This window comes from Bacillus cereus group sp. BfR-BA-01350 (genome assembly GCF_022663775.1).
Classification (GTDB): Bacteria; Bacillota; Bacilli; order Bacillales; family Bacillaceae_G; genus Bacillus_A; species Bacillus_A paranthracis.
This window is the reverse complement of sequence record NZ_JAKUGD010000004.1, coordinates 268254-292886: the sequence shown is the minus strand read 5'-3', so window position 1 is coordinate 292886 and position 24633 is coordinate 268254. Positions and strand designations below refer to the sequence as shown.

The window sequence follows — 24633 nt, the reverse complement described above, 5'->3', positions numbered from 1 at the left end:
GATGAATTGGTATGTAATCATTCCAATGATAATTTCGTTTATCGTTGTATTTTTAATTGGTGTATATGCTTCAAGACGTGTACAAGCGACTGCCCATAATAAATTTTTGCAAGAATATTTTTTAGGTGGGCGTGAGCTCGGTGGTTTATTATTAGCAATGACAATGATTGCTACGTACGGTAGTGCTAGTAGCTTCATTGGTGGCCCTGGTATAGCATACAATATGGGGCTTGGATGGGTATTGTTATCTGCGATTCAAGTTGTAACAGGGTATATCGTTTTAACAGTTATCGGTAAAAAGTTTGCAATTATCGCTAGGAAGATGGAAGCCATTACTCTTATCGATTATTTAAAGGGAAGATATAATAATAAAGCAGTTGTCATACTTTCTGCGTTATGTATTATTATCTTTTTATTTTCAGCAACAGTAGCTCAGTGGGTCGGCGGTGGCCGATTAATTGAGTCGCTAACGGGTCTCTCTTATACAACAGCACTATTTTTATTTACTTTTTCTGTACTTGTGTACGTATTAATTGGTGGTTTTCGTGCAGTTGCTTTATCAGATACGTTATTAGGTATCATTATGTTAGTTGGAACGACAATCATCTTAATTGCTACTGTCGTTGCCGGTGGTGGAATTGAAAAGATTATGCAGGAACTTGTTCAAATCAATCCGAATTTAATTACACCATTCGGAGCAGATGGTAGTTTAACAAAATCATATGTGACATCATTTTGGATTTTAATTGGAATTGGCGTTGTCGGTTTACCGCAAATTAGTGTGCGTGCCATGTCTTATAAAAATTCAAAAGCGATGCATCAAGCGTTAATAATTGGTACGATTGTTGTCGGTACCATTATGATTGGTATGCATTTAACGGGTGTGTTCGCACGAGTTGTACTTCCAGGTATAACGGTACCAGACAAAGTAATGCCGCTACTTGCAATGGAAGTGTTACCTCCTTGGTTAGCTGGAGTTTTCTTAGCTGCACCGATGGCGGCGATTATGTCTACAGTAAACTCCCTATTATTACTTGTAAGTTCATCAATCATTAAAGATATATACGTAAATTACATAAATAAAGATGCGGCAGACAGTACGATTAGAAAAGGAAGTTTATGGATTACTGCTATCGTAGGATTGCTCGTTTATGCAGCAGCAATTAAACCACCAGATTTTTTAATATGGTTAAATTTATTTTCTTTCGGTGGATTAGAAGCAGCATTCATTTGGCCGATTGTATTAGGGTTATATTGGAGGAAAGGAAATGCAACAGGAGCGCTTGCCTCCATTTTAGTTGGAGTAAGCTCATATATGTGCATTCATCTTTTCTATCCAAATCCGTTCGGTATACATACAGTTGTCTTCCCGATTTGTTTTGCGTTTATCGCTTATATCTTAGGAAGCATGGTTGCTGTGAAGAAAAACAGTATAGGTTAGATGAAAAACGTAGTCCTTACAGGACTGCGTTTTTTCGTATAAATTTGTTCTTTTTATTCTGTAATCCTGTGAATATTCATAAATTAATAACAATTGAGGGGATGGAGTTGAGGGCGATGAAAAAAGTATTATTTTTAGGAGACCCAGGAATTGATGACTCTTTAGCAATTATGTATGGATTGTTGCATCCTGATATTGATATTGTTGGTGTAGTAACTGGATATGGAAATGTAACGCAAGAAAAGGCGACAAGTAATGCGGCATATTTATTGCAACTGGCAGGGCGGGAAGATATACCTATTATTAATGGTGCGAAAATCCCTTTATCTGGAGATATTACAACATACTATCCAGAAATTCATGGGGCGGAAGGTTTAGGACCAATTCGACCGCCAAAAAATCTTTCTCCAAATATAAGGCCTTTTTGTGAGTTTTTTGACATTCTTGAAAAATATAAAGGAGAATTAATTATAGTTGATGCTGGGAGGTCAACGACACTTGCAACAGCATTTATTTTAGAAAAACCATTGATGAAGTATGTGAAAGAATATTATATAATGGGCGGTGCTTTTTTAATGCCTGGAAATGTTACACCAGTCGCAGAAGCGAATTTTCATGGTGATCCTATTGCGTCACAATTAGTCATGCAAAATGCCAAGAATGTGACGTTGGTGCCGCTTAATGTTACATCTGAAGCTATAATCACGCCAGAGATGGTAAAGTACATTACGAAACATTCTAAAACGAGTTTTAATAAATTAATTGAACCGATTTTTACGTATTATTATAAAGCTTATAGAAAGTTAAATCCGAAAATAACAGGAAGTCCGGTACATGACGTTGTTACAATGATGGTCGCGGCAAATCCTTCAATATTGGATTATGTGTATCGTCGTGTCGATGTAGATACAGTGGGGATTGCAAAAGGAGAAAGTATTGCAGATTTCCGTCCTCAACCTGATGCAAAAGCCTTAAAAAATTGGGTGCGAATTGGTTGGTCATTACATTATAAAAAATTCCTTGAGGATTTTGTGAAAATTATGACGTAGACATAATGGGAGTATACAAGTTAAAATAATGGAGATGGTTATTCAAATAACCATCTCCATTATTTTGTTTTTTTAGATAGAGAGAAAGAGTTACACAATAGGAGAGGAATTTTACTTGAAAAAAACTATAGTATGCGCAGTGATTGTGGGTATTTTCGTTTTGCTAATATCGGGTAATTTTTTAGTGAAAAAAGTTTGGAGTTCAAATAATGATGATGCGCAGTATATCGCATCCTTTATTGAAGAACATAAAGATGAAAAAAATAGTGCACTTTTAGTAAAGAGAAATGATAAAATTGTTTATTCTGTAAATCCAGATGTTGTATTGCCGGTTGCTAGTACGATGAAATTAATTGTGGCGCTTGAATATACGAAACAAGTTACAGAAGGGAAGATTGATTCGTCTCATTTTGTTTCAATTAATGATGTGAATCGTTATTATGTGCCGAATACAGATGGTGGAGCGCAAGATAGATGGCAAAGCTATTTGGAGAAGAAAGGCAAGATAACTGAAGGAGCGGTTTCTTTAGAAGAAGTTGCAAGAGGAATGGTTAGGTTTAGCTCGAATGCAAATGCTGAGTACTTAATGGAAGTGTTAGGATTAGATAATATTAATCGGAATTTACAAAGTTTATCGCTTCCTGCACATCAACCAATATTTCCAATCGTTTCATCTTTATACATCCCTGGATATTTGCATAAAGAACTACACGTTCCGAAATATAAAATAGAGAAAAAGTTAAAAGAAATGTCTCAAGAGCAATATCGTGAATATGCGATGATTATTCATGAGCGTTTAAAAAAGAAGGGACCATTATTACAGAAGGAAATTCCTCTTTATTTAGAGGAACGTTACGATAAAATTTGGTCAGATCGATTGCCAGCTGCTTCTGCAAACGATTATATGGTACTACTTCAAAAGGCGAATCATAAAGGTGGCCTGACAGAAGCAGAAGAAAAAGTATGGGCCAATATCGTTGAAACAGATATGAGCGCTAAGAAATACCGTAAAACATTTAGACATGCAGGGCAAAAAAATGGCTATACGCCATGGACAGTTACAAAAGCAGTTTATGCGATGGACAAACGCGGGAACTGTACAGAAATAGTGTTCTTAGCAAATAATTTAAATGAAGATGACAGTGCAGAAATACGGAAACATTTAGCAAACTTACATTTCCAAGTGTTGCAAAGTGATAAGTATGATGCGACTTTTATTAAATAAACTCGGTGCAAAGAGCACCGAGTTTATTTTTGTGTACAAGCACTTTTTTCCTATCTCTGGGTATGATGGGTAGTAATACTTAGGTGAAAGGGGAAAAGGTGATGAAACAAAGTAAAGAAGAGTTTATAAAGAGTGAAGGCGCTGATTTCCCTGGGAAAACATACGTGAATTGCGTATTACAACATGTATTTGAGTTTCAACGAAATTACTTATTGAAAGATATGTTTCAAGTGCATAAAGCGCATATTGTGATGCTGATGGAAGAAAATTTAATGAAAAAGGAAGAAGCTAAATTTATATTACAAGCACTAAAAAAGGTTGAGGAAATTCCAAAAGAGCAATTGCTCTATACAGAGCAGCATGAAGATCTCTTTTTTTTAGTGGAACATTTAATTTCTCAAGAAGCGAAAAGCGATTTTGTAAGTAATATGCATATTGGTAGAAGTAGAAATGATATGGGTGTTACGATGTATCGCATGAGTTTAAGGCGATATGTGCTACGATTAATGGAACATCATTTGTTATTGCAAGAAAGTATACTGCAATTTGCTGCTGATCATAAGGAAACGATTATGCCAGCTTATACACATACACAACCAGCGCAGCCAACAACATTTGGTCATTATACGTTAGCGATTTATGATACGATGCAGAGAGATTTAGAACGCATGAAAAAAACGTACAAACTTTTAAATCATTCCCCAATGGGAGCGGCTGCGCTTTCTACAACAAGTTTCCCAATTAAACGAGAGCGAGTTGCCGAGTTACTTGGGTTTACAAATGTAATTGAGAACTCATATGATGCTGTTGCTGGAGCGGATTATTTATTAGAAGTTAGCTCTTTACTTATGGTAATGATGACGAATACGAGCAGATGGATCCATGACTTCTTACTATTAGCGACGAAAGAATATGATGGTATTACTGTGGCGAAGCCATATGTGCAAATTAGTAGTATTATGCCGCAAAAGCGAAATCCAGTTTCGATTGAACACGCCCGTGCAATTACGAGTAGTGCTTTAGGAGAAGCATTTACAGTATTTCAAATGATTCATAATACACCATTTGGTGATATTGTTGATACAGAGGATGACTTGCAGCCATACTTATATAAAGGGATTGAAAAGACTATTCGTGTTTTTTCTATTATGAATGCAGTTATTCGAACGATGAAGGTAGAGGAAGAAACGTTGAAAAATCGTTCCTATAAACATGCAATTACGATAACTGATTTCGCAGATGCTTTAACAAAAAACTATGACATTCCATTTCGGCATGCGCATCATGCAGCGAGTGCTATTGCAAATATGTTATTGGAGCAGAAAAAGGAGCTTCATGAATTACATTTGAAAGATGTGAATATGTACTTACAAGAAAAATTTAATATAACTTTATTAGAAAAAGAGTGGAAAGAAATTATATCGCCAGAAGCTTTTATACAAAAAAGAAATGTATACGGTGGGCCGAGTAAAAAAGAAATGGAGCGCATGATTAACAATCGAAAAGAGTCATTTCGACAAGAAGAGGTATTTGAAAAGGAAAAACAGAGAATTTTACAAGCTGAAAATAATTTGAATACGTTAGCTTCGAATATTATTGAATCGTAAAAGAGGAATTTAGTGAATTAATCGCCAATACCTTAATAAAACTATAAATAGAGAGAAGAGATTGTCGATGATTCAATTGCATGTATATGAAGAGATTGTTAATTTTAAAGAAGAGGTTACACCATTTCTAGAAAAGAATGAGCAGGAAAATAATCTCATATTAGGCGTATTACAAATGGTCCACCAACCGATATTTATGGGGATAGCGAAACAAGGAGAAGAAATTGCGGTTGTATTTCTTCAAACAGAAGAGAAGAAACAAATTATTGTTGCTACGTCTGAAATGGTGGAAGAGGACATCGTGGAACTTGCCAAAAATTAGCGGAAGTATATCCAGATGTTCCTGGATTAATCGGTAATAAGAAAATTGTACAGAGATTAGCCGAAGAGATTGCAGTGTTAGAAAATAAGAAAACTACTGTTGCGATGGAGCAAGGTATATATGAATTAAAACAAGTGAAGAAAAAGTGGAACGGAGATGAAATCTTTCGAGAAGTAAATAGTGATGAGCTAACATTAATAGAACAGTGGATATACCAATTTTGCGAAGATGTGAATCTTCCTACTACGAAAGAGGAAGCAAAACAAACGGCACATACATTAATTACTAATCATCGTTTATTTGGTCTAGAAGTAGATGGAAAACTTGTTTCTGTAGCAGCAAAAACACGTCCAACTAAAAATAATATAACAGTTAATTTCGTATATACGCCGAAAGAAGAAAGGAAAAAGGGATACGCATCTAATTGTGTAGCGGCACTTAGTCAACGTATGTTAGATGAAGGTTACAAAACAACGACATTATATACGGACCTGGCAAATCCAACATCGAATAAAATTTATCAAGAAATTGGTTATGAACAAATTGCGGAGTCTGTGCTTATATTTTTAGAGAAGTAGAACAAAAAGGCGTGCTAAAATAGCACGCCTTTTTGTTATTCATCAATTCTAATAACCTCGCCTTGAGGGAAGTCTTCGGTTTCTAGTAAGTTACGAATAGCTTTTGCAACGTATTCAGGTGATAATAGCTTTCCTTCTTCTTTTAATGCGATGAATCGATCTAAATTTGTGAAGTCTTCTTTATTTGTTTCCCGAATTTGTGCTTGCATATTTGTATCAACAACACCAGGTGCAAAAGCGACGATTTTTACTGGGAATTCTTTTGCTGCTTCTTCCGTTGCTACGCACTGTGTAAACATATTTACGCCAGCTTTCGTTGTACAATAAGCGCCCCATCCGAAGTAAGGATTTTTTCCTGCACCAGATGAAATGTTTATAACACGTTTATCTACTTTCCATTCTTTCGTATGTTTCATGAAAGTGGAGGTGAGAATCATAGGTGCAAGTAAATTAATGTGAACGTTCGTAATGAATTGTTCACTTTCTGCTTTTTCAATTGGCTTCATAGGAGCAACCGTACCCGCATTATTAATTAAATGAATAGAAGATACACTGTCTTCTTGAATAGATGAAATGATTTTGTTAAAGTTCGTTTCTAAATTATGTACATCTTGAAGATCTAAGGAGTGGAAAACACAATTGCTATTATATTGTTCTGCGAGTTTCGTAAGCTCTTTATTTTCTCTTCTAGAAATAGAGATGACAGTTGTATTTTTTTCTAACAATTGTGTGGCAATAGCCTCACCTAAACCTTGTGAAGTTCCTGTTATAATAACGTAGCGCATAGTTTTATAAACTCCTCTCATATGTGCGGAATTTTGTTGGACAACGTACATTGTATAGTTTGTCTACATTTTATAGTATAGAGCAATTTTTACTATAATTGAAATGAGATGATTGCGTGCCTTTTATAAATCGTTTTACGACAACAGTACCTGGTGCCGTCACGTTTACTGGGAATACGCTGGGACTTAGCCCTACATCACCTGCACCAGGTAATATTTTTGGTACACTTGCTGTTTTTACAACGGTAAATACAGCGCTGCAAGTACCAGGGTTCCCAGCAGGTACAACGGATGACTGGCGCTTGAATTCTTCAAGTGCAATTTTAAATCTTCCGGCAGGGAGTAGTATTTTGTATGCAGAGTTAGTTTGGGCAGGAACTTTCCGGACTGATACGGAAGATGTTTTACCATTTTTAAATGATAACATTACATTTACAACGCCAGCAGGGACGTTTTCTGTTACGCCAGATCCTGCTACCGCGCAGCAAGGTTCAGTAGGGAATCAGTTTTATTATGCACGCTCTGCTAATGTAACGAATCTTGTTAGTGCAGGTGGGGCGGGCACATATACAACAGGTGCCGTGCCAGCTACAAGAACTTCAGCTGATCCAACAATTAGTCGTTCAGCTGGCTGGACGCTTGAGGTTGTGTATCAAAATGCAAGTTTACCACTTCGGAATTTGTCAGTATATGCAGGGCAAGAAATTATCGATGCTTCATCACCACCGGTTGATGCCACTATTTCAGGATTTGCAACTCCCGCAACAGGAGCTGTAACAGGAAGGGTACTTGTAACTGCACAAGAAGGTGATTCTAACATTTCTGGAGATCAACTTCGTTTTGGACCGAATGCGAATACTACAGTTGCTTTATTTGGACCGAGAAATCCCGCGAATAATTTCTTTCAGTCACAAATTTGTAATGACAGTGGAAATTTAGATACGAGCGGTACATTTGGAGATTTGAATCAGCCGTTAGGAGTAGCTTTGGCCGTCCGAAGGCAAGGGTGGGATATTACGAATGTAGATGCCTCCTCATCTTTAGTAAACAACCAAACGTCAGCAACTGTTCGCTTCGTGACAAATGGGGATGGATATGCTGCAGCTGGTTTTGGTGTTCAAATTGATGCAACAGGTCCGATTATTAATCCTGTTAAATCGGTTAATAGAACAGTCGCAGGGGTAGGGGATACTCTTACCTATACGATTACGGTTCCAAATACAGGAACAGGAAGTGCAGAAAACGTTGTATTACGTGATAGTATTCCGAATGGAACGACGTTTGTTGCTGGTAGTGTAACGGTAGGAGGGGTAACACAGCCGAATGCGAACCCTGCTACTGGAATTAATTTAGGTACAATCCCAAATAATACGCAAAGAATTGTTACCTTTCAAGTGCGAATAACATCGTTTCCGAACCCAAATCCTATTCCAAATCGTGCAATGGTATCATATCAATTCCGTCCTTTCGTCGGTAGTCCACTTATTACTAGTATGTCTTCTTCGAATACAGTACAAACGACAGTGAATCAAGCAACTATAAGTATGCAAAAATCTGTAGATCTACAGACGGCAACGCTTAATGATGTATTAACGTACACGATTAATGTGACGAATAATGGAAACGTTACTGCAAACAATGTTATTTTTGTTGATAGTATTCCTGCAGGAACAACATTTGTAGCAAACAGCGTTACGGTAAACGGAGTAGCACGTCCAGGAGCGAATCCAGCAAGTAGTATTAATCTAGGAAGTATTAATGCTTCGCAAACGACCGTAGTGCGCTTTCAAGTTCGAGTAACATCGAACCCTCTTGTCAATCCAATTCCGAACCGTGCAAGTGCAACATTTACCTTTACTCCAGTGCCTGGTCAACAACCAGTTTCAGGGCAAGCGACAAGTAATACTGTAGTTACGACAATTAATATAGCTGATATAACAACGAGAAAAACAGTGGATAAAGCTTTTGCAACGGTTAACGACGTTCTTACGTATACGGTAACAATTCAAAATACAGGAAATGTACTTGCAACGAATGTTGTTTTTCAAGATCCGATCCCAATTGGAACGACTTTTATCACAAATAGTGTAACTGTGGATGGTGTTTCGCAACCTGGGGCCAATCCAGCTACTGGGTTTACAGTAGCAAATATATCTCCCGGCGGAAGTAGGAGGGTTACTTTTCAAGTACGAGTGACATCGACGCCATCAGGAGGCACGATTGCGAATCGCGGAAATGTAACTGCTAATTTCGTCGTTATTCCAAATCAGCCACCAATAACGATTAATAGACAAACGAATACAGTTGTGACACAAGTTAATACAGGCGGTTTAAATGTAATAAAAGAAGTGAATACAACGCAAGCGGCAGTAGGAGACACTTTAACGTACACAATTGCCGTTCAAAATACGGGGAATGTTCCGTTAACAAATGTGTTTTTCCAAGACGCTATTTCTTCCGCTGTTTCATTTGTTGCAAATTCTGTAACAATTAATGGAGTACCGCAAAGTGGATTGAATCCGAATACAGGATTTTCTCTTCCGAATATTCCTGCGGCTCAAACCGTTGTAGTCACATTTGATGTATTAATTATACAGGATCCAGAAAATGAAGATATTTTAAATCAAGCAAATGTAACAGCAAGTTTTCAAGTGAATCCGAGTGAACCACCCGTAACAATCAATGTTCCGAGTAACATTGTGAATACAACTGTACAATCAGGTAACTTTGAAGTTGTGAAATCAGTAAATACGGATGTTGCAACGGTAGGGGATATTTTAGTATATACAATAGAAATCATAAACGCAGGTAGTGTACCAGCTACAAATGTATTTTTCCAAGATTCAATTCCACAAGGTACATTATTTATTGAAAACAGTGTCTTTGTGAATGGGATCTTACAAGAAGGGGCAGATCCAGAATTCGGATTCCCATTAAATAATTTGCCCGCTGGTGCGAGTGTAATTGTTACATTTGAAGTATTAATTGATGAAGTTCCACTTGGAAATAATGTTGTAAACAGTGCGAATGTTACAGGAGATTTCCTTGTAAATCCAACAGAGCCACCGATTACTGTAACAGAACCAAGTAATACTGTTATGACGGTCGTAAATTCTTCAGGATTAAATGTAATAAAAAGTGTAAGCGCTACTGAAGCTGGTGTAGGAGATACGTTAACGTATACAGTTCGTATACAAAATAGTGGGACAGTAGCAGCAACTAATGTATCGTTCCTTGATCCGATTCCAGTTGGAACCACTTTTGTAGCGAATAGTGTAACAATAAACGGGCTACCTCAACCCGGTTTAAACTCAACAACTGGATTTCCACTTGCTAATATTCCAGTAGGAGGGATAGTAACAGTTACTTTTCAAGTAACGATTACGAGTGTACCGCCAAATAGAGTTCTTCCGAATAATGCGAATGTAACTGCTGATTTCCAAGTAAGTCCTCTCCAGCCACCAATTACAATTGTAACGATTAGTAATATTGTTGTGACGCGAGTGAATGTAGGGTCACTTAATGTAATGAAGAGTGTAAATACACTACAAGCCGGTGTGGGAGATACGTTAACGTATACGATTCTTATTCAAAATACAGGAACTGTTCCTGCAACAAATAATATTTTTCAAGATCCAATTCCGTCTGGAACAACGTTTGTAGCAAATAGTGTGACGATAAACGGAGTCGTTCAGCAAGGCGCGGATCCTATGGCAGGATTCCCGGTACCAAATATTCCGGTTGGGCAAACGGCCACGGTTACGTTTCAAGTTACCGTGACGAGTGTTCCGAGCGGTGGAAATATAAGAAACCAATCTAACGTTACTGCAAGTTTTCTTATAAACCCAGCAAACCCTCCAATAACGACTGTTACGAATAGTAATTTCGTTGTGACGCAAGTAAACACAGCGCAGTTAAATATACAAAAAACTTCATCTGTACAACAAGCAGCACTTGGAGAAACTTACACGTATTCTGTTGTCATTCGTAATAATGGTACAGTAACAGCAACGAACGTTTCTTTCATTGATCCAATTGCTCCAGAAACAACATTTGTAGCAAATAGTGTAACGATAAATGGAACACCACAACCTGGATTTGATCCAAATGCTGGATTCCCGCTTCCTAATATTGCAGCTGGAACATCATTGACCGTAACGTTCCAAGTTACTGTGGTTGCACCATCTACACGTGGAGCAGTATTAAATACAGCATCTGCTACAGCCACTTTCTTATTAAATCCTTTACAACCACCTGTAACAACAACGAACTCAAGTAATACAACGGTAGTTACAATACCGTTACCTCCTCCTGGTGAAGTAACAGCAACAAAAACAGTTGACGTTGCAGCTGGAGCGGTTGGGGATGTATTAACGTACACTGTGCTCATATCAAATGTAGGAATTATACCAGTTACAGATGTGTTCTTCCAAGATGTCATCCCAGAAGGAACGACATTTGTAGAAGGTAGTGTAACGATAGGTGGAGTGCAGCAACTTGGTTTAAATCCAGAAATAGGATTTACAGTTACGCCATTATTAATCGCTGGTGGAAGTATTGAGGTTACGTTCCAAGTGACGATTACAGAAATTCCAGATAATGAAGTTATATTAAATGATGCAGACGTTACATTTACTTCACAACCAAATCCGCAGGAACCACCGATTACGGAAACGATATTAACGAATTTGGTCGTTACGACAATTAATATAGCGTTTATTTTTCCGTTAAAACTAGTAGATAAAGAAGTAGCGACTGTAGGAGAAATATTAACGTATGATGTATTGATTTTTAATTTCGGAACAGTACCAGCGACCAATGTTCAATTTATTGATACAACTTCTGCTGGTGTAGCATTTGTACCAGGAAGTGTGAGCATCAACGGGGTACCAGCACCAGGATTAGATCCTTTCATCGGTTTTACAGTTCCAGATATACCTGTAGATAATTTTGTACGTGTCACCTATCAAGAGATGGTAACGAGCATACCAGAAGGTGGTACAATTGTTAACTTTGTAGATGTTACAGCTACATTCGCTGTAAGTGAAACAGAACCACCGATTACGGAGACGACGACAAGTAATACGACATTAACAGAAATCAATGAGCCTGGTTTGAATGTTTTAAAATCAGTAAGTCAGCCGGTTGTTGCAGTAGGCGATACAATCACATATACAACAGTAGTTCAAAATACAGGGACAGTGCCAGCAACGAATATTCAATATAGTGATGTACTACCTTCCTCTATAGCATTCGTGCCGAACAGTGTAACGATAGACGGTGTGTTACAACCTGGATTCAATCCGAATAATGGATTCCCGCTTCCAGATATAAATCCAGGTGAAAGTGTAGAAGTCACATTCCAAGTAACTGTTGTTAGTGTTCCGTCAAACGGAACAATTGCCAATACGGCAAATGTAACTGGAAGTTTTGTATTAGTACCAGGAGAACCACCAGTTATAGTAAATCAGCCAAGTAATACAACACTCACAACTGTAAATAGAGGACGCTTTAATGTTATTAAACAAGTAAATAGAGCTGCTACTCTAGTTGGAGATGTATTGACGTATACAGTGCAAATAACGAATACAGGAACAGTAACAGCTAATGATGTTCAGTTTATTGATACCATTTCAGCAGGAGCGTCATTTGTACCAAATAGTGTAACGATAAATGGAGCCCCGCAACCAAACTTAAATCCGATTACTGGATTTGGAGTTGGAGATATACCAGTTAGTGAAACGGTTATAGTGACGTTTCAAGCGACAGTTACAAACATCCCGTCATCAGGAACAATTACGAACGTTGCAAATATAACAGGAAGCTTTACTTTAGTGCCAGGAGAACCACCAGTTGTAGTAACAGAGCCGAGTAATACGACGATAACTAGAGTGAATAGAGGACGATTTAGCGTTATAAAATCTGTAAATAAAGAAGCGACACGTTTAGGAGATACGTTAACGTATAGCGTGCAAGTTACAAATACGGGAACGGTAACAGCGACAAATGTTCAGTTTATCGATGTTCCGTCACCTAGTTTAGAATTCGTTCCTGGAAGTGTACAAATAAATGGGATTCCGCAAGTAGGATTAGATCCATTTGTAGGCTTTTCATTACCGGATCTTGCTGTAGGGGATAGCGTATTAATTACATTTGAAGTAAATGTAATCTCGGTTCCGTCTTCTAGTAGCATTATGAATACAGCGAGAGTAACGGGTGATTTCGAATTGATTCCAGGAGAACCTCCGTCTACAATTACAAATTCAAGTAATACGACGGTTACGCCGGTAAATAGAGGTAGCTTAGATATGCTAAAAGAAGTAGACCATTCAATTGTTGGCGTAGGAGAAACGGTAACGTATACGGTTCGTATATTAAATACTGGTACTGCTGATGCGATGAATGTTCAATTTATCGATGTGCTATCTCAGGAAGCTGATTTCGTTCCAAATAGTGTAACGATAAATGGGGTTCTGCAACCGGGGGTAAATCCGCAAATTGGATTTACGATACCAGATATTCCAGTTGGTGAGACGGCACTTGTAACATATAAAGCTACGATTACAAGTTTTCCGGATGGTGGAACAGTAGTAAACGTTGCTGGAGCGTTAGCAGAATATATTTTAGTACCAGGAGAGCCTCCAGTTACAGTGATGGACACGAGCAATACAGTTATTGTAACGGTAAATACTGCAATCTTATTTGTTGCAAAAGGAGCAAACTTTGAAGTAGCGATGGTAGGGGATGTTGTCACTTACGGAATTGCCGTTATAAATGATAGTACAGTTCCTGTGACCAACATTGTGTTAACAGATATCATTGATCCAAATACGTTATTTATAAATGGCACGGTAACGGTAAACGATGTAGCTCTTCCATTTGCTAATCCAAATACCGGTATTCCATTAGGTGATTTTCAGCCAAATGATGCGGCAATTATTAATTTCCAAGTTGTAATAACAGGAGGGCAAATAAATAATTTAGTCACAAATACTGCTATAGCAAATGGGCTCGCAATTGTAAATCCGAATGAGCTGCCAGTAGTAGTGGAGGGTGATAGCAATACAGTTGTTATCCCGTTTATTCCTCAAAATGTCTCAACGACAGTCGTAAAAACGGCAGATTTACAGGCAGCAACGATTGGAGATGTTATTATCTTTACGACAGTTATTACAAATACGGGTGATACTGTCATACAAAATATTCGTTTTCAAGATATGTTAGATAGTAGTGTTCGATTTGTCCTTGGAAGTGTAACGGTTGATAATACACCAGTACCAAATGTAAGCCCAGTATCAGGGTTTCTTATAGGGAATTTAAATCCAGGTGAAGCACGAACAGTTTCGTTCCAAGTAGTAGTGCAGAGTGCCCCAAGTGGTTCGGGGAATTATATAAATCAAGCAAGTATTCGTTTCGAACATCAAGTAGGCACAGTTTTACCACCTGTTACACAAATAGTAGAAAGTAATATAGTTGTTATTCCATTTGTTCCAACGATAGAACAAATTTGCGAAACGAATCTTAATTGTTTAGGGAAAATTTCTTTTCAATGTTCTCCGTGTGATCACTTGCAAATAAAGAGAAAATAAATACAGAAAGAGCATCCTGTAAGAGAAGGGTGCTCTTTCTGTATGAATCATGTAGATTCTTTTTCGGGTGAGCTGAAAAATTCATCAATTTTGTCGGAGAGTAGAAATGGAATAGCTCCTTTTATAACAGAAATGTCCCAGTCCCACCATGCGATATTTTCTAGTTTGTCAATTGTTTCTTGAGGGAAACGATATCGAACAAATTTTGCAGGATTACCAGCTACAATTGCATATGGCGGTACATCCTTTGTAACAACACTCTTTGCGCCAATAATGGCACCGTTACCAATCGTAACACCAGATAAAATGCAGGATTGATAACCAATCCATACATCATTGCCGACTACAATATCACCTTTTGAAGAGGGGTGACCAGTAATATGGGCTCCTTCGCTGAAAAGAGCGTTAAATGGATAAGTCGTTATCCAGTCCGCGCGATGTTCTCCGCCAAGTATGAAAACAACTTCTTCTCCTAATGAACAAAACTTACCTATTTTTAATTTCGTTTCATCATTCCAAGAAAAAATAGTTGGACCTACTTTACTATAAGTATAATCACCGATATCATACTTACTATATTCAGGTTTTTGATTTAAATATAACATGATTCTTCAACCTTCTTTCTCAATCAAGAAATAAGCGTGGAATATTATATGCAAGGTGTAGTAAGGTGACCAGTGTTAATAGGTAAAATGAATAAATGGGAGTGGAATGTATGAGATATGAAATGGGATTATATAATAAACCTTTTCAGTCAATTCAATCAGGAAAAAAAGTGTATGAAGTGCGCTTATACGATAAAAAGCGTCAACTCATAAAACAAGGCGATCATATTGTATTTACGAACCTTACGACAGCAGCAACGATGGCTGTAAAAGTAACGGAGATAAAACGATATGAAAACTTTGAAGCAATGTACGAACAAATTGATAAAAAATTATTGGATTGTGAAAATGATAGTTTAGAGGAAATGTTAGAAAGTACATACAAAATATATACGAAAGAACAAGAACAAAAGTGGGGAACAGTTGCGATCGGTATTGAGGTAATAAAATGACAAGAAATCGCGGCGCGGCTATCATTGTGCAGGAAGGGAAAATTGCTCTTATAAAACGTATCCGAGAAGATGAAACGTACTATGTTTTTCCAGGTGGAGGAATTGAAGAAGGAGAAACACCTGAAGAAGCAACAAAGCGAGAAATTTTTGAAGAATTAGGGGTACATATAAAAGTGGAGCATCTAATTGCAAAGGTGGAGTATAAGGGTACGGAGTATTATTTTAATGCCGATATTGTAGGTGGAGTTTTTGGAAGTGGTAAAGCTGAAGAATTCGAAATGAAAGATAGAGGGATTTATATTCCGTTATGGTTGCCGATATATGAGTTGGAAAAAGTGAATATAAAACCGTATGAAGTGGTTGAAAGTATATTAGAACATTATAAAATATAAGGTCTGACAACATACAAAAAAAACCATTGACATAGTCTTCTGATTTAAGTATTGTATTCGAGTATGTTTATAATCAGGAGGTTTATATGAGCAATCAAACAACTACACATCATGTGAAAATGACAACAGCAGATCCATCTGGAATTGGTCTATTTGGATTAGCGATGGTAACACTTGTAGCATCATCTCAAAAGTTAGGCTTAACAGATGGCGTTTCACTAGTATTACCATGGGCAATCTTTTTAGGAGGATTTGCACAAATCTTTGCTTGCATTCACGATGCAAAGCATAACAATACATTCGGTACAACAGCATTCGGTGCATACGGTCTATTTTGGCTAGGTGTTGGAATGACTTGGTTAATTCAACTTGGAGTATTTGGCGAAAAATTAGCACAAGCTGCAGATTCAAAACAGCTTGGTGTAGCCTTTATCGGATATTTAATTTTCACAATCTTTATGACAATTGGTGCAATGGAAACACATAAAGTATTATTTATGATTTTCGTCCTTATTGATTTCTTATTTATCGGTCTTTCATTAAGTACTTTAGGTGTTATGCCGCATGCAATGCATAATTTAGCAGCATATTCTGAACTTCTTATTTCATTATTATCTTTCTATGGTTCAGCAGCAGCAGTGTTAAACACACACTTCGGAAAAGTTGTTTTACCAGTTGGAAAGCCGTTTGGTATTTTTAAAAAGTAAAAAAAAAGCACAGATGATTGTATAGTCATCTGTGCTTTTTTTTTATGAAGTAAACAGAAATAATAAAAAATATAATTGAAATTGATTATCATTATTAATATAATGAGAATGAGAATCATTTATTGTTAGAGGGGGATGCCAAAGTGGCGAAAATTTTAATAGCTTATGCAAGTATGTCAGGAAATACAGAGAGTATTGCTGATTTAATTAAAGTTAGTTTAGATGCTTTTGATCATGAAGTGGTATTGCAAGAAATGGAAGGCATGGATGCTGAAGAATTATTAGCTTATGATGGAATCATTTTAGGATCTTATACGTGGGGCGATGGTGAATTGCCATTTGAAGCGGAAGATTTCCATGAGGACTTAGAAAATATAGATTTATCAGGGAAGAAAGTAGCGGTATTTGGATCAGGTGATACGGCGTATGAACTGTTTTGTGAAGCGGTAACGATATTTGAAGAAAGGCTTGTAGAACGCGGTGCAGAGCTTGTACAAGAAGGATTGAAAATCGAACTAGCTCCAGAAGATGAAGAGGATGTTGAAAAATGCAGTAATTTTGCAATTGCATTTGCTGAGAAGTTCTAAGAATGGGAGTGTCAACGTGGAGACAATGTTAAGTGCGACCGCTATTACAAAGTTAAGAGATGGGAAGCTTATGTTAGCTACTACATATAATGGTTTATTTATTGAACAAGACGGAGAATGGAAACAAATTTTAAATGGTTTTCAAAAACGAATTAGGGATTTACATAGCGAAGATAATGTAGTGTATGGTGTAGGTGACGAAGGAATTTTTATTCGTAGTATGAATGGTGGAGAGAATTGGACGGTTCAACGTTTTCCAACAAAGGCAACGAGTTGGAATGTGTGTAGTAATATAGAAGGAACTGTCATTGCTCATGGAGATAAAACGTTGTATCATTCGAATGATTTTGGTTCGACATGGGAAACCATTCATCCATTTCTTGAATATGGTGGCGGAGCACCATCTATTCGATCGTTGTTTTTATATAAACATTACTTATTTATCGGTACGAAAATACATGCTAAATATGGTGGTGTTTGGCTCTTTAATTTGGAGACACGTAAATTAAAGAGGATTAAAATCGTGATGAATCAAATGATCTCAGCGTTGACGTTACACAACTCTTATTTAGTAGCAGCCAGTGGATCATGCAAAGGCATTAGCGGGAATATTTCTTTTTGTAAAATAAATGAAAGTATTGAGAGTGAAAAAACATATTGGCACACATGTCAAAGTGAGCAGAAAGCAAGTAGCTATTTAGACTTAAGTGTAGATCAACATGTGTTATATACAACGTCAACGCAAAATAAGGCTGGGATTAGTACTGTTTGTCGTGTACTTTTAGAAGAAGGAATTGTAACAGTATGTGATTCAGTTAAAGGGCATGGCTGGCGCATTGTAAACCAAAAAGAAGCCTATTTTGTAGCGGGATCAGGTGAATCAAAAGCGATGCAGTGGAAGAAAAAAGTTGTATAGCAAAAAAACTTTGCTTTTATTATATTGATATGATATATTATATTTAAACCATTTTACTTTTAATAATATAGAGATTTAAATGAGCTGTAACTTCCGAGGAGGATAGCAATGTTAAATCTCCTCAGAGTTGCAGTTTTTTTAATGTCTGACTTATTTTTGTAAAGTGGTTGAAAATGAATATGTACATATAGGTACATTGTAGGAGGATTTTTTACATGCAAAACGGTAAAGTAAAATGGTTTAACTCAGAAAAAGGTTTCGGATTCATCGAAGTTGAAGGCGGAGAAGACGTATTCGTTCATTTCTCAGCTATCCAAGGCGAAGGTTTCAAAACTTTAGAAGAAGGTCAAGAAGTTACTTTCGAAGTAGAACAAGGTAACCGTGGACCTCAAGCTACAAACGTTAACAAGAAGTAATTGTGGAAAAAAGAAGGGCTTGCCCTTCTTTTTTTTTGCGTTTTTACTGAATAACCCCCTATGTACATATAATAATGAGATTGAATTTGTTTTTTAGATAAGGTATTACATGCATAAAGTGTATGAATAAATAAATACTGAAAATAAAGTATGTGTGTGAAAAGGAATGTAGAAAGAGGTAAATAAATTGGAAAACGCTACACATTTTATTGTGTTTGATATAGAGAGAAATTTTAGGCCATATAAATCAGAAGATCCGTCAGAGATAGTTGATATCGGAGCTGTAAAAATAGAAGCAAGTACAATGAAGGTAATTGGAGAATTTTCGGAGTTAGTAAAACCGGGGGCACGACTTACTCGTCATACGACAAAATTAACGGGAATTACAAAGAAAGATTTAATTGGTGTCGAGAAATTCCCGCAAATTATAGAAAAATTTATTCGGTTTATTGGAGAAGACTCTATATTTGTTACATGGGGAAAAGAAGATTATCGATTTCTATCTCATGATTGTACGTTACATAGTGTAGAATGCCCTTGTATGGAAAAAGAAAGAAGAATTGATTTACAAAAATTTGTTTTTCAAGCGTATGAAGAATTGTTTGAGCATACACCAAGTTTACAATCTGCAGTAGAACAGCTCGGTTTAATATGGGAAGGGAAGCAGCACCGAGCTTTAGCGGATGCTGAGAATACAGCGAACATACTTCTTAAAGCATATAGCGAGAGAGATATTACTAAAAGGTATAAAAGACATGGTGAACTCGAGCTTGTAAAGGACGGAAAATTAACAGAAAAAGCGAAAAAAAAGATGCGAAAATGGGTATTTAAAGAAATGAGAAAAAATACAGAGCGTCCTTTCGCTTGGAGTACATTTGAAAGTAGTGACACGTGGGAAAGTATAACGGAAAGATATTATATAAGTGAACCTACAATAGAACTTCTGAAAAAACATTTTCGTACGGCGGTTAGAAAAGCGGAAAGGCAGATTAGGTATTTGGCTGAGATGGAGAAAGTAGTAGAAGAAAATTAATGACATAGTCTATTTTATTCATATGTACAACTAGACTTCAGGATTAAGTTGCTGAAGTCTAGTTGGAAAATTCACGGCTTGTCCCGTATTAGTAATGGAGTATTTTATTGTTTTTAGTATGAATATACATAGAAAAGAGTGTAGTTTAATGGAAGCAATCTTTAACATTTTAACCGTTTTAGCTTTTGGGATAATATTTACCGCACTATTAGCGTTTATTACACTTCCTTTCATAGCAAAGAAGAAGAATTGGAAAAGGCTTAATATATCTTTAAATCGTGGTGTATTAAAGATTAAAATAGAAGAGTAGGTTAAGAGTCTTATATATGGGAGGTGTAATAGTGATAGACTTGGATATTAAAGATGTCAACGTACAGATGGAATTAAATGGAGTCTTTTGGAATGAGGATGGGACTGCTGAAATGATGGTGACTACGAAAGAAAAACATTCTCTTATTCTTCGTCTAGTAGTTGATTTAGAAAGGAAAACGATTAGGGCGACGAGTGCTGAAATAGTGAATGGATTCTGTCCTCTGTGCAAACAGAAAAGGAATGAATGTAGTGAACTTAATGACTTGCAAAATAAAATGGGAATTTTAGAAGAAGCCTATGATTGGGTGAGAGAGCATCCGGAATATCGTTTTCAGTTATCTTTTTACGAGTACAATAAGTTTGAGGTAGTGAAATGAAATTTTAATTTTGAGAACATACATAGTGACTAAAAGGAAAAACACCAAAAACTTATAGAAGGGTTTGGTCTATAAGGAATATTGAAGCCGATATTTCTAATGGAAATACGTTTGTATAACCAGAAAGGGATGGACTTGATTCTGCAACAAAAGTCATCTTGGATCAAAATTATTTTTAAACATAAACATATTTTGTTATAAAGCAGAAAAACCGATTCTTAGTAGAATCGGTTTTTAATATAAATGAAAACTATGCCCCAAATAAAAGAGCGCTTATTAAAAGCGCCCAGTAAAAACAGTTAAATGGAAGAATTTATTCAATCCCGTTCGGATCATAAGAATACTGCTGCTTATTCTCAATCCGCTCAATCACATCTTGCAACTCGTCTGGCTTCAGAAACTCAATTGGAGAGAAGCCTTTCTCAAATGTAAGTGTATCAGCCTCAATCATTAATACGTATCGGTCATTTACCTTTGCGATATGTATTTGATCCCCGAAATCAGCAAGTAGGGCCTTTACAGAGATATGGTCTGCTTTTAGCTTTAATTCCACTTCAGGCGCGTGCTCGACGATTTGAGCGGTAGCTTCCATTACTTCTTCGGTTGAAAATTGTTCCATAATTTCGCGTTTCGGACTGGCAGCCCATACTTCCATCGCTTGGTCGAACTGTTCGCGCTCTTCCGTACCTTCTTCAAATACATCTTCAATTTGGTCGTATACCATGTCCATTACTTGTGTTTTCATAATTTCAGGCATAGAGCGTTCGTATTCGACGAATTTTAAGAAGTCTTCAAAGTAACGGGCGTGTGATGCTTGGTGAATTTTTAGCTCGCCCACTTCGACCATACCTTCTTCGGGCATGTACGGATATTGGATAGATTTCATATTTTTTGTTGTGATGGCCATTTCAACGTTACGAATTAGTGTGGATTCATCGGAAATAGAAGCGACTTTTGGCTCGAAGTCACATTTCATAACGAAGACGAATGGATCATCAAAGTATTTGCGTAGTTTTGCTTGCGCAATTAAAAATACACCACCGCGCACAGCACTTGTGTCAAGATATGTATAAACGAGAGGTTCGCTCATATCTTTGAAGTTTTCCTTCGTTTCTGCAAAGCGGATGCGATTAAATAAGTTGTAATGAGGGTTTGAGTCAAGTTCGTGCCCTTCTTCTACAATAAAGCGACCGATCTTTGTCGGAGCTTGTTCTGTTTTCGCATGACGTTCTACTTTTCGCTTTGAAATTTTTAATAATTCACCATTCAAAAATTCTTTTAAGGAGCTATCTTCATACTCTTCAGCGTCTAATGTTTGAAAATGTTTGTAGCGTTTATCAACAGCTTCACCTTTTCCTTCTACTTGTACAACATAAAAGGAAAGATAATTTATTTCAAAATCCATATTTATCACCTTGTTTCATTTCATTAACTCTTATCAGTATAGAGATGGAAAAAACTTTCGTCAATTTATATAAGGAAGGGGAAGCCCCCTTCCTTCATATATTTTTTATTTCCGAAATTAAAATCCGTCTTCTAATGCTGAAAATGGAATGTTCAGTCTGTTTTCTACTGTACGTAAACGTTGGTTTAAGCGGTTTAATCTACGTGTATGACGTTCAACCGTGTTTTCTAATTGACGTACTCTTTGTTCAAGCTCATTTACTCGTCTTTCTAATTGACGGTTTCCAGCACCAGGAAAAGAGATTGGAAGTTGGAATTGTCGAGTTTGATCATATGGATTAACTTGTTCTACTGGATCTATATATTGTTGGTATTGTGCTTGTAAATCATATTGAGGTTGATAACCAGTTTGGTTATATGGATCGTATGGATTGTAGGGGTACATAAAAACATCCTCCATTTCTTTAAAATAGGTTAATTCACCATAATGTATGTGTAAAAGCGGAGTGTGGCACGGCAAATACCTATTTATGTTCACAGGATGTTTTTTATAAATACGAATATGGAGTTTTACATTTGTATTTCGTTCGTTTTATGGTATATACTGGATAATAGGGAGAGGTTACGTAAAGGTTACAATTCTATCAAACTCAAACTTTTATGTAAATATATATAGACATTTGGAAAAGAAAAGAGTAATTTATATAGAGTAAAAAATAACTTGTAACAATTTATAAATATATTGTAAAATGATTGTAACAAAACATACATAAAAATGAAATAATACATAAAAGTAGTATTGGGGAAAAGGGGAGAGTATATTGTTCCGTAAAGTAAAGGGTATATTAGTTGGGGTTTTATGTGTAGCTGTAGTGAGTGGCTGTGGTACAAAAGTAAGTGATGTTGCATTAGTAAGTGATATTGGTGGCCACACGGTAGAGGCTAAAGCAGAAGTACAGGATTCTATTAGTTTAGTAGATGGTCGTACAGGTACGGAAGTAAAAAAGTTAGATTTGTCGAGTCTAGGTTATTTTGAAGATGAAGCGAAATTTAAAAAATCAGTTGAGAAGGTTGCTAGGGAAGTTGGAAAAAATGTTGACAAAAAGATGGTCCCTTCACGTCTAGGATCTGATGGAAGTTGGCAAGAAGGGAAACCTTCTTATGAATTAATGGAAAAAGAATTAGTAGATAAACTATTAAACGTAGGTATGTGGGATTCTTCCTATCAATTACCTATTGTTGAGAAGAAGCCTACTGCAACATTAAGTGATGCGCAAGGAAGTGGTACGGTAATTGGTAGATATGAAACGAATTTAGGTGGCTCAACAGGTGGCCGTATTGAAAATATTCGTTTGTCAGCAGCGAGCATAAATGGAGTTGTATTAGCAAAAGGAGACCGTTTCTCTTTCAATGCATTAATTGGTGATACAACGCCAGATAAAGGATATCAATTAGGAAAAGAAATTGTAGATGGTAAATTAGTAGATGGATATGGCGGTGGTGTTTGTCAAACATCATCAACATTATACAATGCGGCAGATCAAGCTGGTTTGAAAATGGTAGAGAGAACAACACATTCTAAAACGGTAGGTTACGTCCCACAAGGAAGAGATGCTACAATTGCATATCCATACTTAGACTTAGTGTTTGAAAATACGAATGATGCACCTGTGAAGCTTTATATGGGCATTCAGGGCGGAAAGTTAGTTGCTGAAGTACATAAAATGCGATAAGAATTAGAACAGACTATTTTTGTAAAGTCACCTTTTCTGAAAGTTAGAAGAGGTGACTTTTTATTATGAATATAAAAATAAGTGTAAATTCTGACTTTTCTTATTTACATAGGATGATTTTAGTTGTATCCTTCATAGTAACGGTTATATGTAATGGAAGAATATTGGGATAAGGAGATGGAGTTATTTATGGTACAAATTCATCCGAAAACACGTATTGGTCATGTTGAATTTAAGGTGATAGATTTAGAACGTCAAATTTCCTTTTATGAGAATGTTGTAGGCTTAGAAGTAATTAAGCAAGAGGGGAATAAAGCATATTTATCTGGAAAAGGTGGAAAGAATACATTACTTGTTCTTGAAAAGTTAGAGGACGGGGTGCTGCAAGAGCCGCGTACGACTGGTATATATCATGTAGCCTTTTTGGTTCCGACTCGTGAGGCTTTTGCGTCGGCATTATTTGGTGTGATTCGTAATAAGAATGTAATTGATAGTCCGGCTGAGCAAGAGGGACGTTATACATATTCAAATGAAATTTTACCAATTTCAAGGTTTAATAGCGCGAGTGATCATACGTATAGCGAAGCGTTTTATTTACAAGACTTAGAGGGAAATGGTATTGAAATTTATGCGGATCGTCCGCGCGATCAATGGGGGGAAGGGCCAGGAGGAAGTACCCCGCTGGATTTAAAAGAACTAGCAACGCTTGTTGATTATGAGTTCGATGGATTACCTGCTAATACTGTCGTTGGGCATGTACATTTACGAATAGCTAATGTAGAAGAGTCACATGACTTTTATGTAGATACAGTAGGCTTGGAAGTGCAGCAACGTGAAGATGACTGCTTATTCATTTCTGCAGGAGGATATCATCACCATATAGGCGCAAATACGTGGAACGGAGTAAATAACCCGCATCCACCAGCACATGCAACTGGACTTAAGGTATATACGATTGTATTACCGCATAAAGAAGCATTAGATGAAGTAAAAGAAAGATTAATAGAAAAACAGCATGAAATACACGAAATTACAAATGGATTTACTGTAGTCGATCCGAGTGGTATTACAGTACAGTTTGAAATAGAAGTAGCATAAGAAAA

At 36.7% G+C, this 24633-nt stretch carries 20 protein-coding genes and 1 pseudogene; 17 read left to right on the top strand and 4 right to left on the bottom strand.

Annotation, left to right across the window (positions count from 1 at the left end; all coding sequences use genetic code 11):
* Position 1: 1 nt before the first annotated feature.
* The 5 genes and pseudogenes from panF to MR147_RS12085 all read left to right on the top strand — a co-directional run bounded on the left by panF (position 2) and on the right by MR147_RS12085 (position 6222).
* Positions 2–1441 (top strand): sodium/pantothenate symporter, encoded by a 1440-nt coding sequence (panF, locus tag MR147_RS12105; RefSeq protein WP_074609143.1) that lies wholly within the window; start codon positions 2–4, stop codon positions 1439–1441.
* A 101-nt stretch (positions 1442–1542) separates the two neighbouring features.
* The gene (locus MR147_RS12100) at positions 1543–2490 is read left to right on the top strand and encodes a nucleoside hydrolase (RefSeq protein WP_009879443.1); all 948 of its coding nucleotides are present in this window, start codon (positions 1543–1545) and stop codon (positions 2488–2490) included.
* A gap of 115 nt (positions 2491–2605) precedes the next feature.
* Complete coding sequence (locus MR147_RS12095) at positions 2606–3715, top strand: serine hydrolase (protein ID WP_074609616.1); 1110 nt, start codon at positions 2606–2608, stop codon at positions 3713–3715.
* A gap of 101 nt (positions 3716–3816) precedes the next feature.
* On the top strand, positions 3817–5322 hold the full coding sequence (argH, locus tag MR147_RS12090; protein WP_074609615.1) for an argininosuccinate lyase: 1506 nt from the start codon (positions 3817–3819) through the stop codon (positions 5320–5322).
* A 67-nt stretch (positions 5323–5389) separates the two neighbouring features.
* Positions 5390–6222 (top strand): annotated as a pseudogene (locus MR147_RS12085) (GNAT family N-acetyltransferase).
* Between the two features lie 35 nt (positions 6223–6257).
* On the opposite strand, the gene MR147_RS12080 reads toward MR147_RS12085, so the two are convergent.
* The gene (locus MR147_RS12080; RefSeq protein WP_001271062.1) at positions 6258–7007 is read right to left on the bottom strand and encodes a (S)-benzoin forming benzil reductase; all 750 of its coding nucleotides are present in this window, start codon (positions 7005–7007) and stop codon (positions 6258–6260) included.
* A 116-nt stretch (positions 7008–7123) separates the two neighbouring features.
* On the opposite strand from MR147_RS12080, the gene MR147_RS12075 reads away from it, so the two are divergent.
* Positions 7124–14596: a DUF7507 domain-containing protein gene (locus MR147_RS12075; protein WP_242304306.1), complete on the top strand. Its 7473-nt coding sequence runs from the start codon at positions 7124–7126 to the stop codon at positions 14594–14596.
* 47 nt (positions 14597–14643) lie between these two features.
* On the opposite strand, the gene MR147_RS12070 is transcribed toward MR147_RS12075, so the two are convergent.
* Positions 14644–15201, bottom strand: a complete 558-nt coding sequence (locus MR147_RS12070) for a CatB-related O-acetyltransferase (RefSeq protein WP_074609612.1) — start codon at positions 15199–15201, stop codon at positions 14644–14646.
* A gap of 110 nt (positions 15202–15311) precedes the next feature.
* On the opposite strand from MR147_RS12070, the gene MR147_RS12065 reads away from it, so the two are divergent.
* The 9 genes from MR147_RS12065 (at position 15312) to MR147_RS12025 (ending at position 20393) form a co-directional block, all read left to right on the top strand.
* Positions 15312–15653 carry an ASCH domain-containing protein gene (locus tag MR147_RS12065; RefSeq protein ID WP_074609610.1) on the top strand — a complete coding sequence of 114 codons (342 nt, stop codon included), beginning with the start codon at positions 15312–15314 and terminating at the stop codon, positions 15651–15653.
* The gene (locus MR147_RS12060; RefSeq protein ID WP_000197781.1) at positions 15650–16045 is read left to right on the top strand and encodes an NUDIX hydrolase; all 396 of its coding nucleotides are present in this window, start codon (positions 15650–15652) and stop codon (positions 16043–16045) included. Before MR147_RS12065 ends, MR147_RS12060 begins: the two co-directional genes overlap by 4 nt.
* Positions 16046–16131: 86 nt before the next feature.
* Positions 16132–16752, top strand: coding sequence for an acetate uptake transporter (locus tag MR147_RS12055; protein WP_000070938.1), 621 nt, complete (start codon positions 16132–16134; stop codon positions 16750–16752).
* 143 nt (positions 16753–16895) lie between these two features.
* Positions 16896–17339 carry a flavodoxin gene (locus tag MR147_RS12050; RefSeq protein ID WP_001062763.1) on the top strand — a complete coding sequence of 148 codons (444 nt, stop codon included), beginning with the start codon at positions 16896–16898 and terminating at the stop codon, positions 17337–17339.
* A 16-nt stretch (positions 17340–17355) separates the two neighbouring features.
* Positions 17356–18255 carry a WD40/YVTN/BNR-like repeat-containing protein gene (locus tag MR147_RS12045; protein ID WP_074609608.1) on the top strand — a complete coding sequence of 300 codons (900 nt, stop codon included), beginning with the start codon at positions 17356–17358 and terminating at the stop codon, positions 18253–18255.
* A 215-nt stretch (positions 18256–18470) separates the two neighbouring features.
* Positions 18471–18671: a cold shock-like protein CspB gene (gene cspB, locus MR147_RS12040; RefSeq protein ID WP_001179150.1), complete on the top strand. Its 201-nt coding sequence runs from the start codon at positions 18471–18473 to the stop codon at positions 18669–18671.
* Positions 18672–18858: 187 nt separating this feature from the next.
* Positions 18859–19704, top strand: a complete 846-nt coding sequence (locus MR147_RS12035) for an exonuclease (RefSeq protein WP_074609606.1) — start codon at positions 18859–18861, stop codon at positions 19702–19704.
* Between the two features lie 148 nt (positions 19705–19852).
* Positions 19853–20014, top strand: coding sequence for a hypothetical protein (locus tag MR147_RS12030; RefSeq protein ID WP_000387285.1), 162 nt, complete (start codon positions 19853–19855; stop codon positions 20012–20014).
* A 31-nt stretch (positions 20015–20045) separates the two neighbouring features.
* Positions 20046–20393 carry a hypothetical protein gene (locus MR147_RS12025; RefSeq protein ID WP_139302869.1) on the top strand — a complete coding sequence of 116 codons (348 nt, stop codon included), beginning with the start codon at positions 20046–20048 and terminating at the stop codon, positions 20391–20393.
* Between the two features lie 313 nt (positions 20394–20706).
* On the opposite strand, the gene MR147_RS12020 is transcribed toward MR147_RS12025, so the two are convergent.
* Positions 20707–21798 (bottom strand): DUF3900 domain-containing protein, encoded by a 1092-nt coding sequence (locus tag MR147_RS12020; protein WP_000345047.1) that lies wholly within the window; start codon positions 21796–21798, stop codon positions 20707–20709.
* Positions 21799–21915: 117 nt separating this feature from the next.
* On the bottom strand, positions 21916–22257 hold the full coding sequence (locus MR147_RS12015) for a hypothetical protein (protein WP_001997954.1): 342 nt from the start codon (positions 22255–22257) through the stop codon (positions 21916–21918).
* 361 nt (positions 22258–22618) lie between these two features.
* On the opposite strand from MR147_RS12015, the gene MR147_RS12010 reads away from it, so the two are divergent.
* A complete protein-coding gene (locus tag MR147_RS12010; protein ID WP_000488988.1) occupies positions 22619–23530 on the top strand; it encodes a VanW family protein in 912 nt (303 codons plus the stop codon).
* A 189-nt stretch (positions 23531–23719) separates the two neighbouring features.
* On the top strand, positions 23720–24628 hold the full coding sequence (locus tag MR147_RS12005) for a VOC family protein (protein ID WP_074609602.1): 909 nt from the start codon (positions 23720–23722) through the stop codon (positions 24626–24628).
* Positions 24629–24633 lie beyond the last annotated feature (5 nt).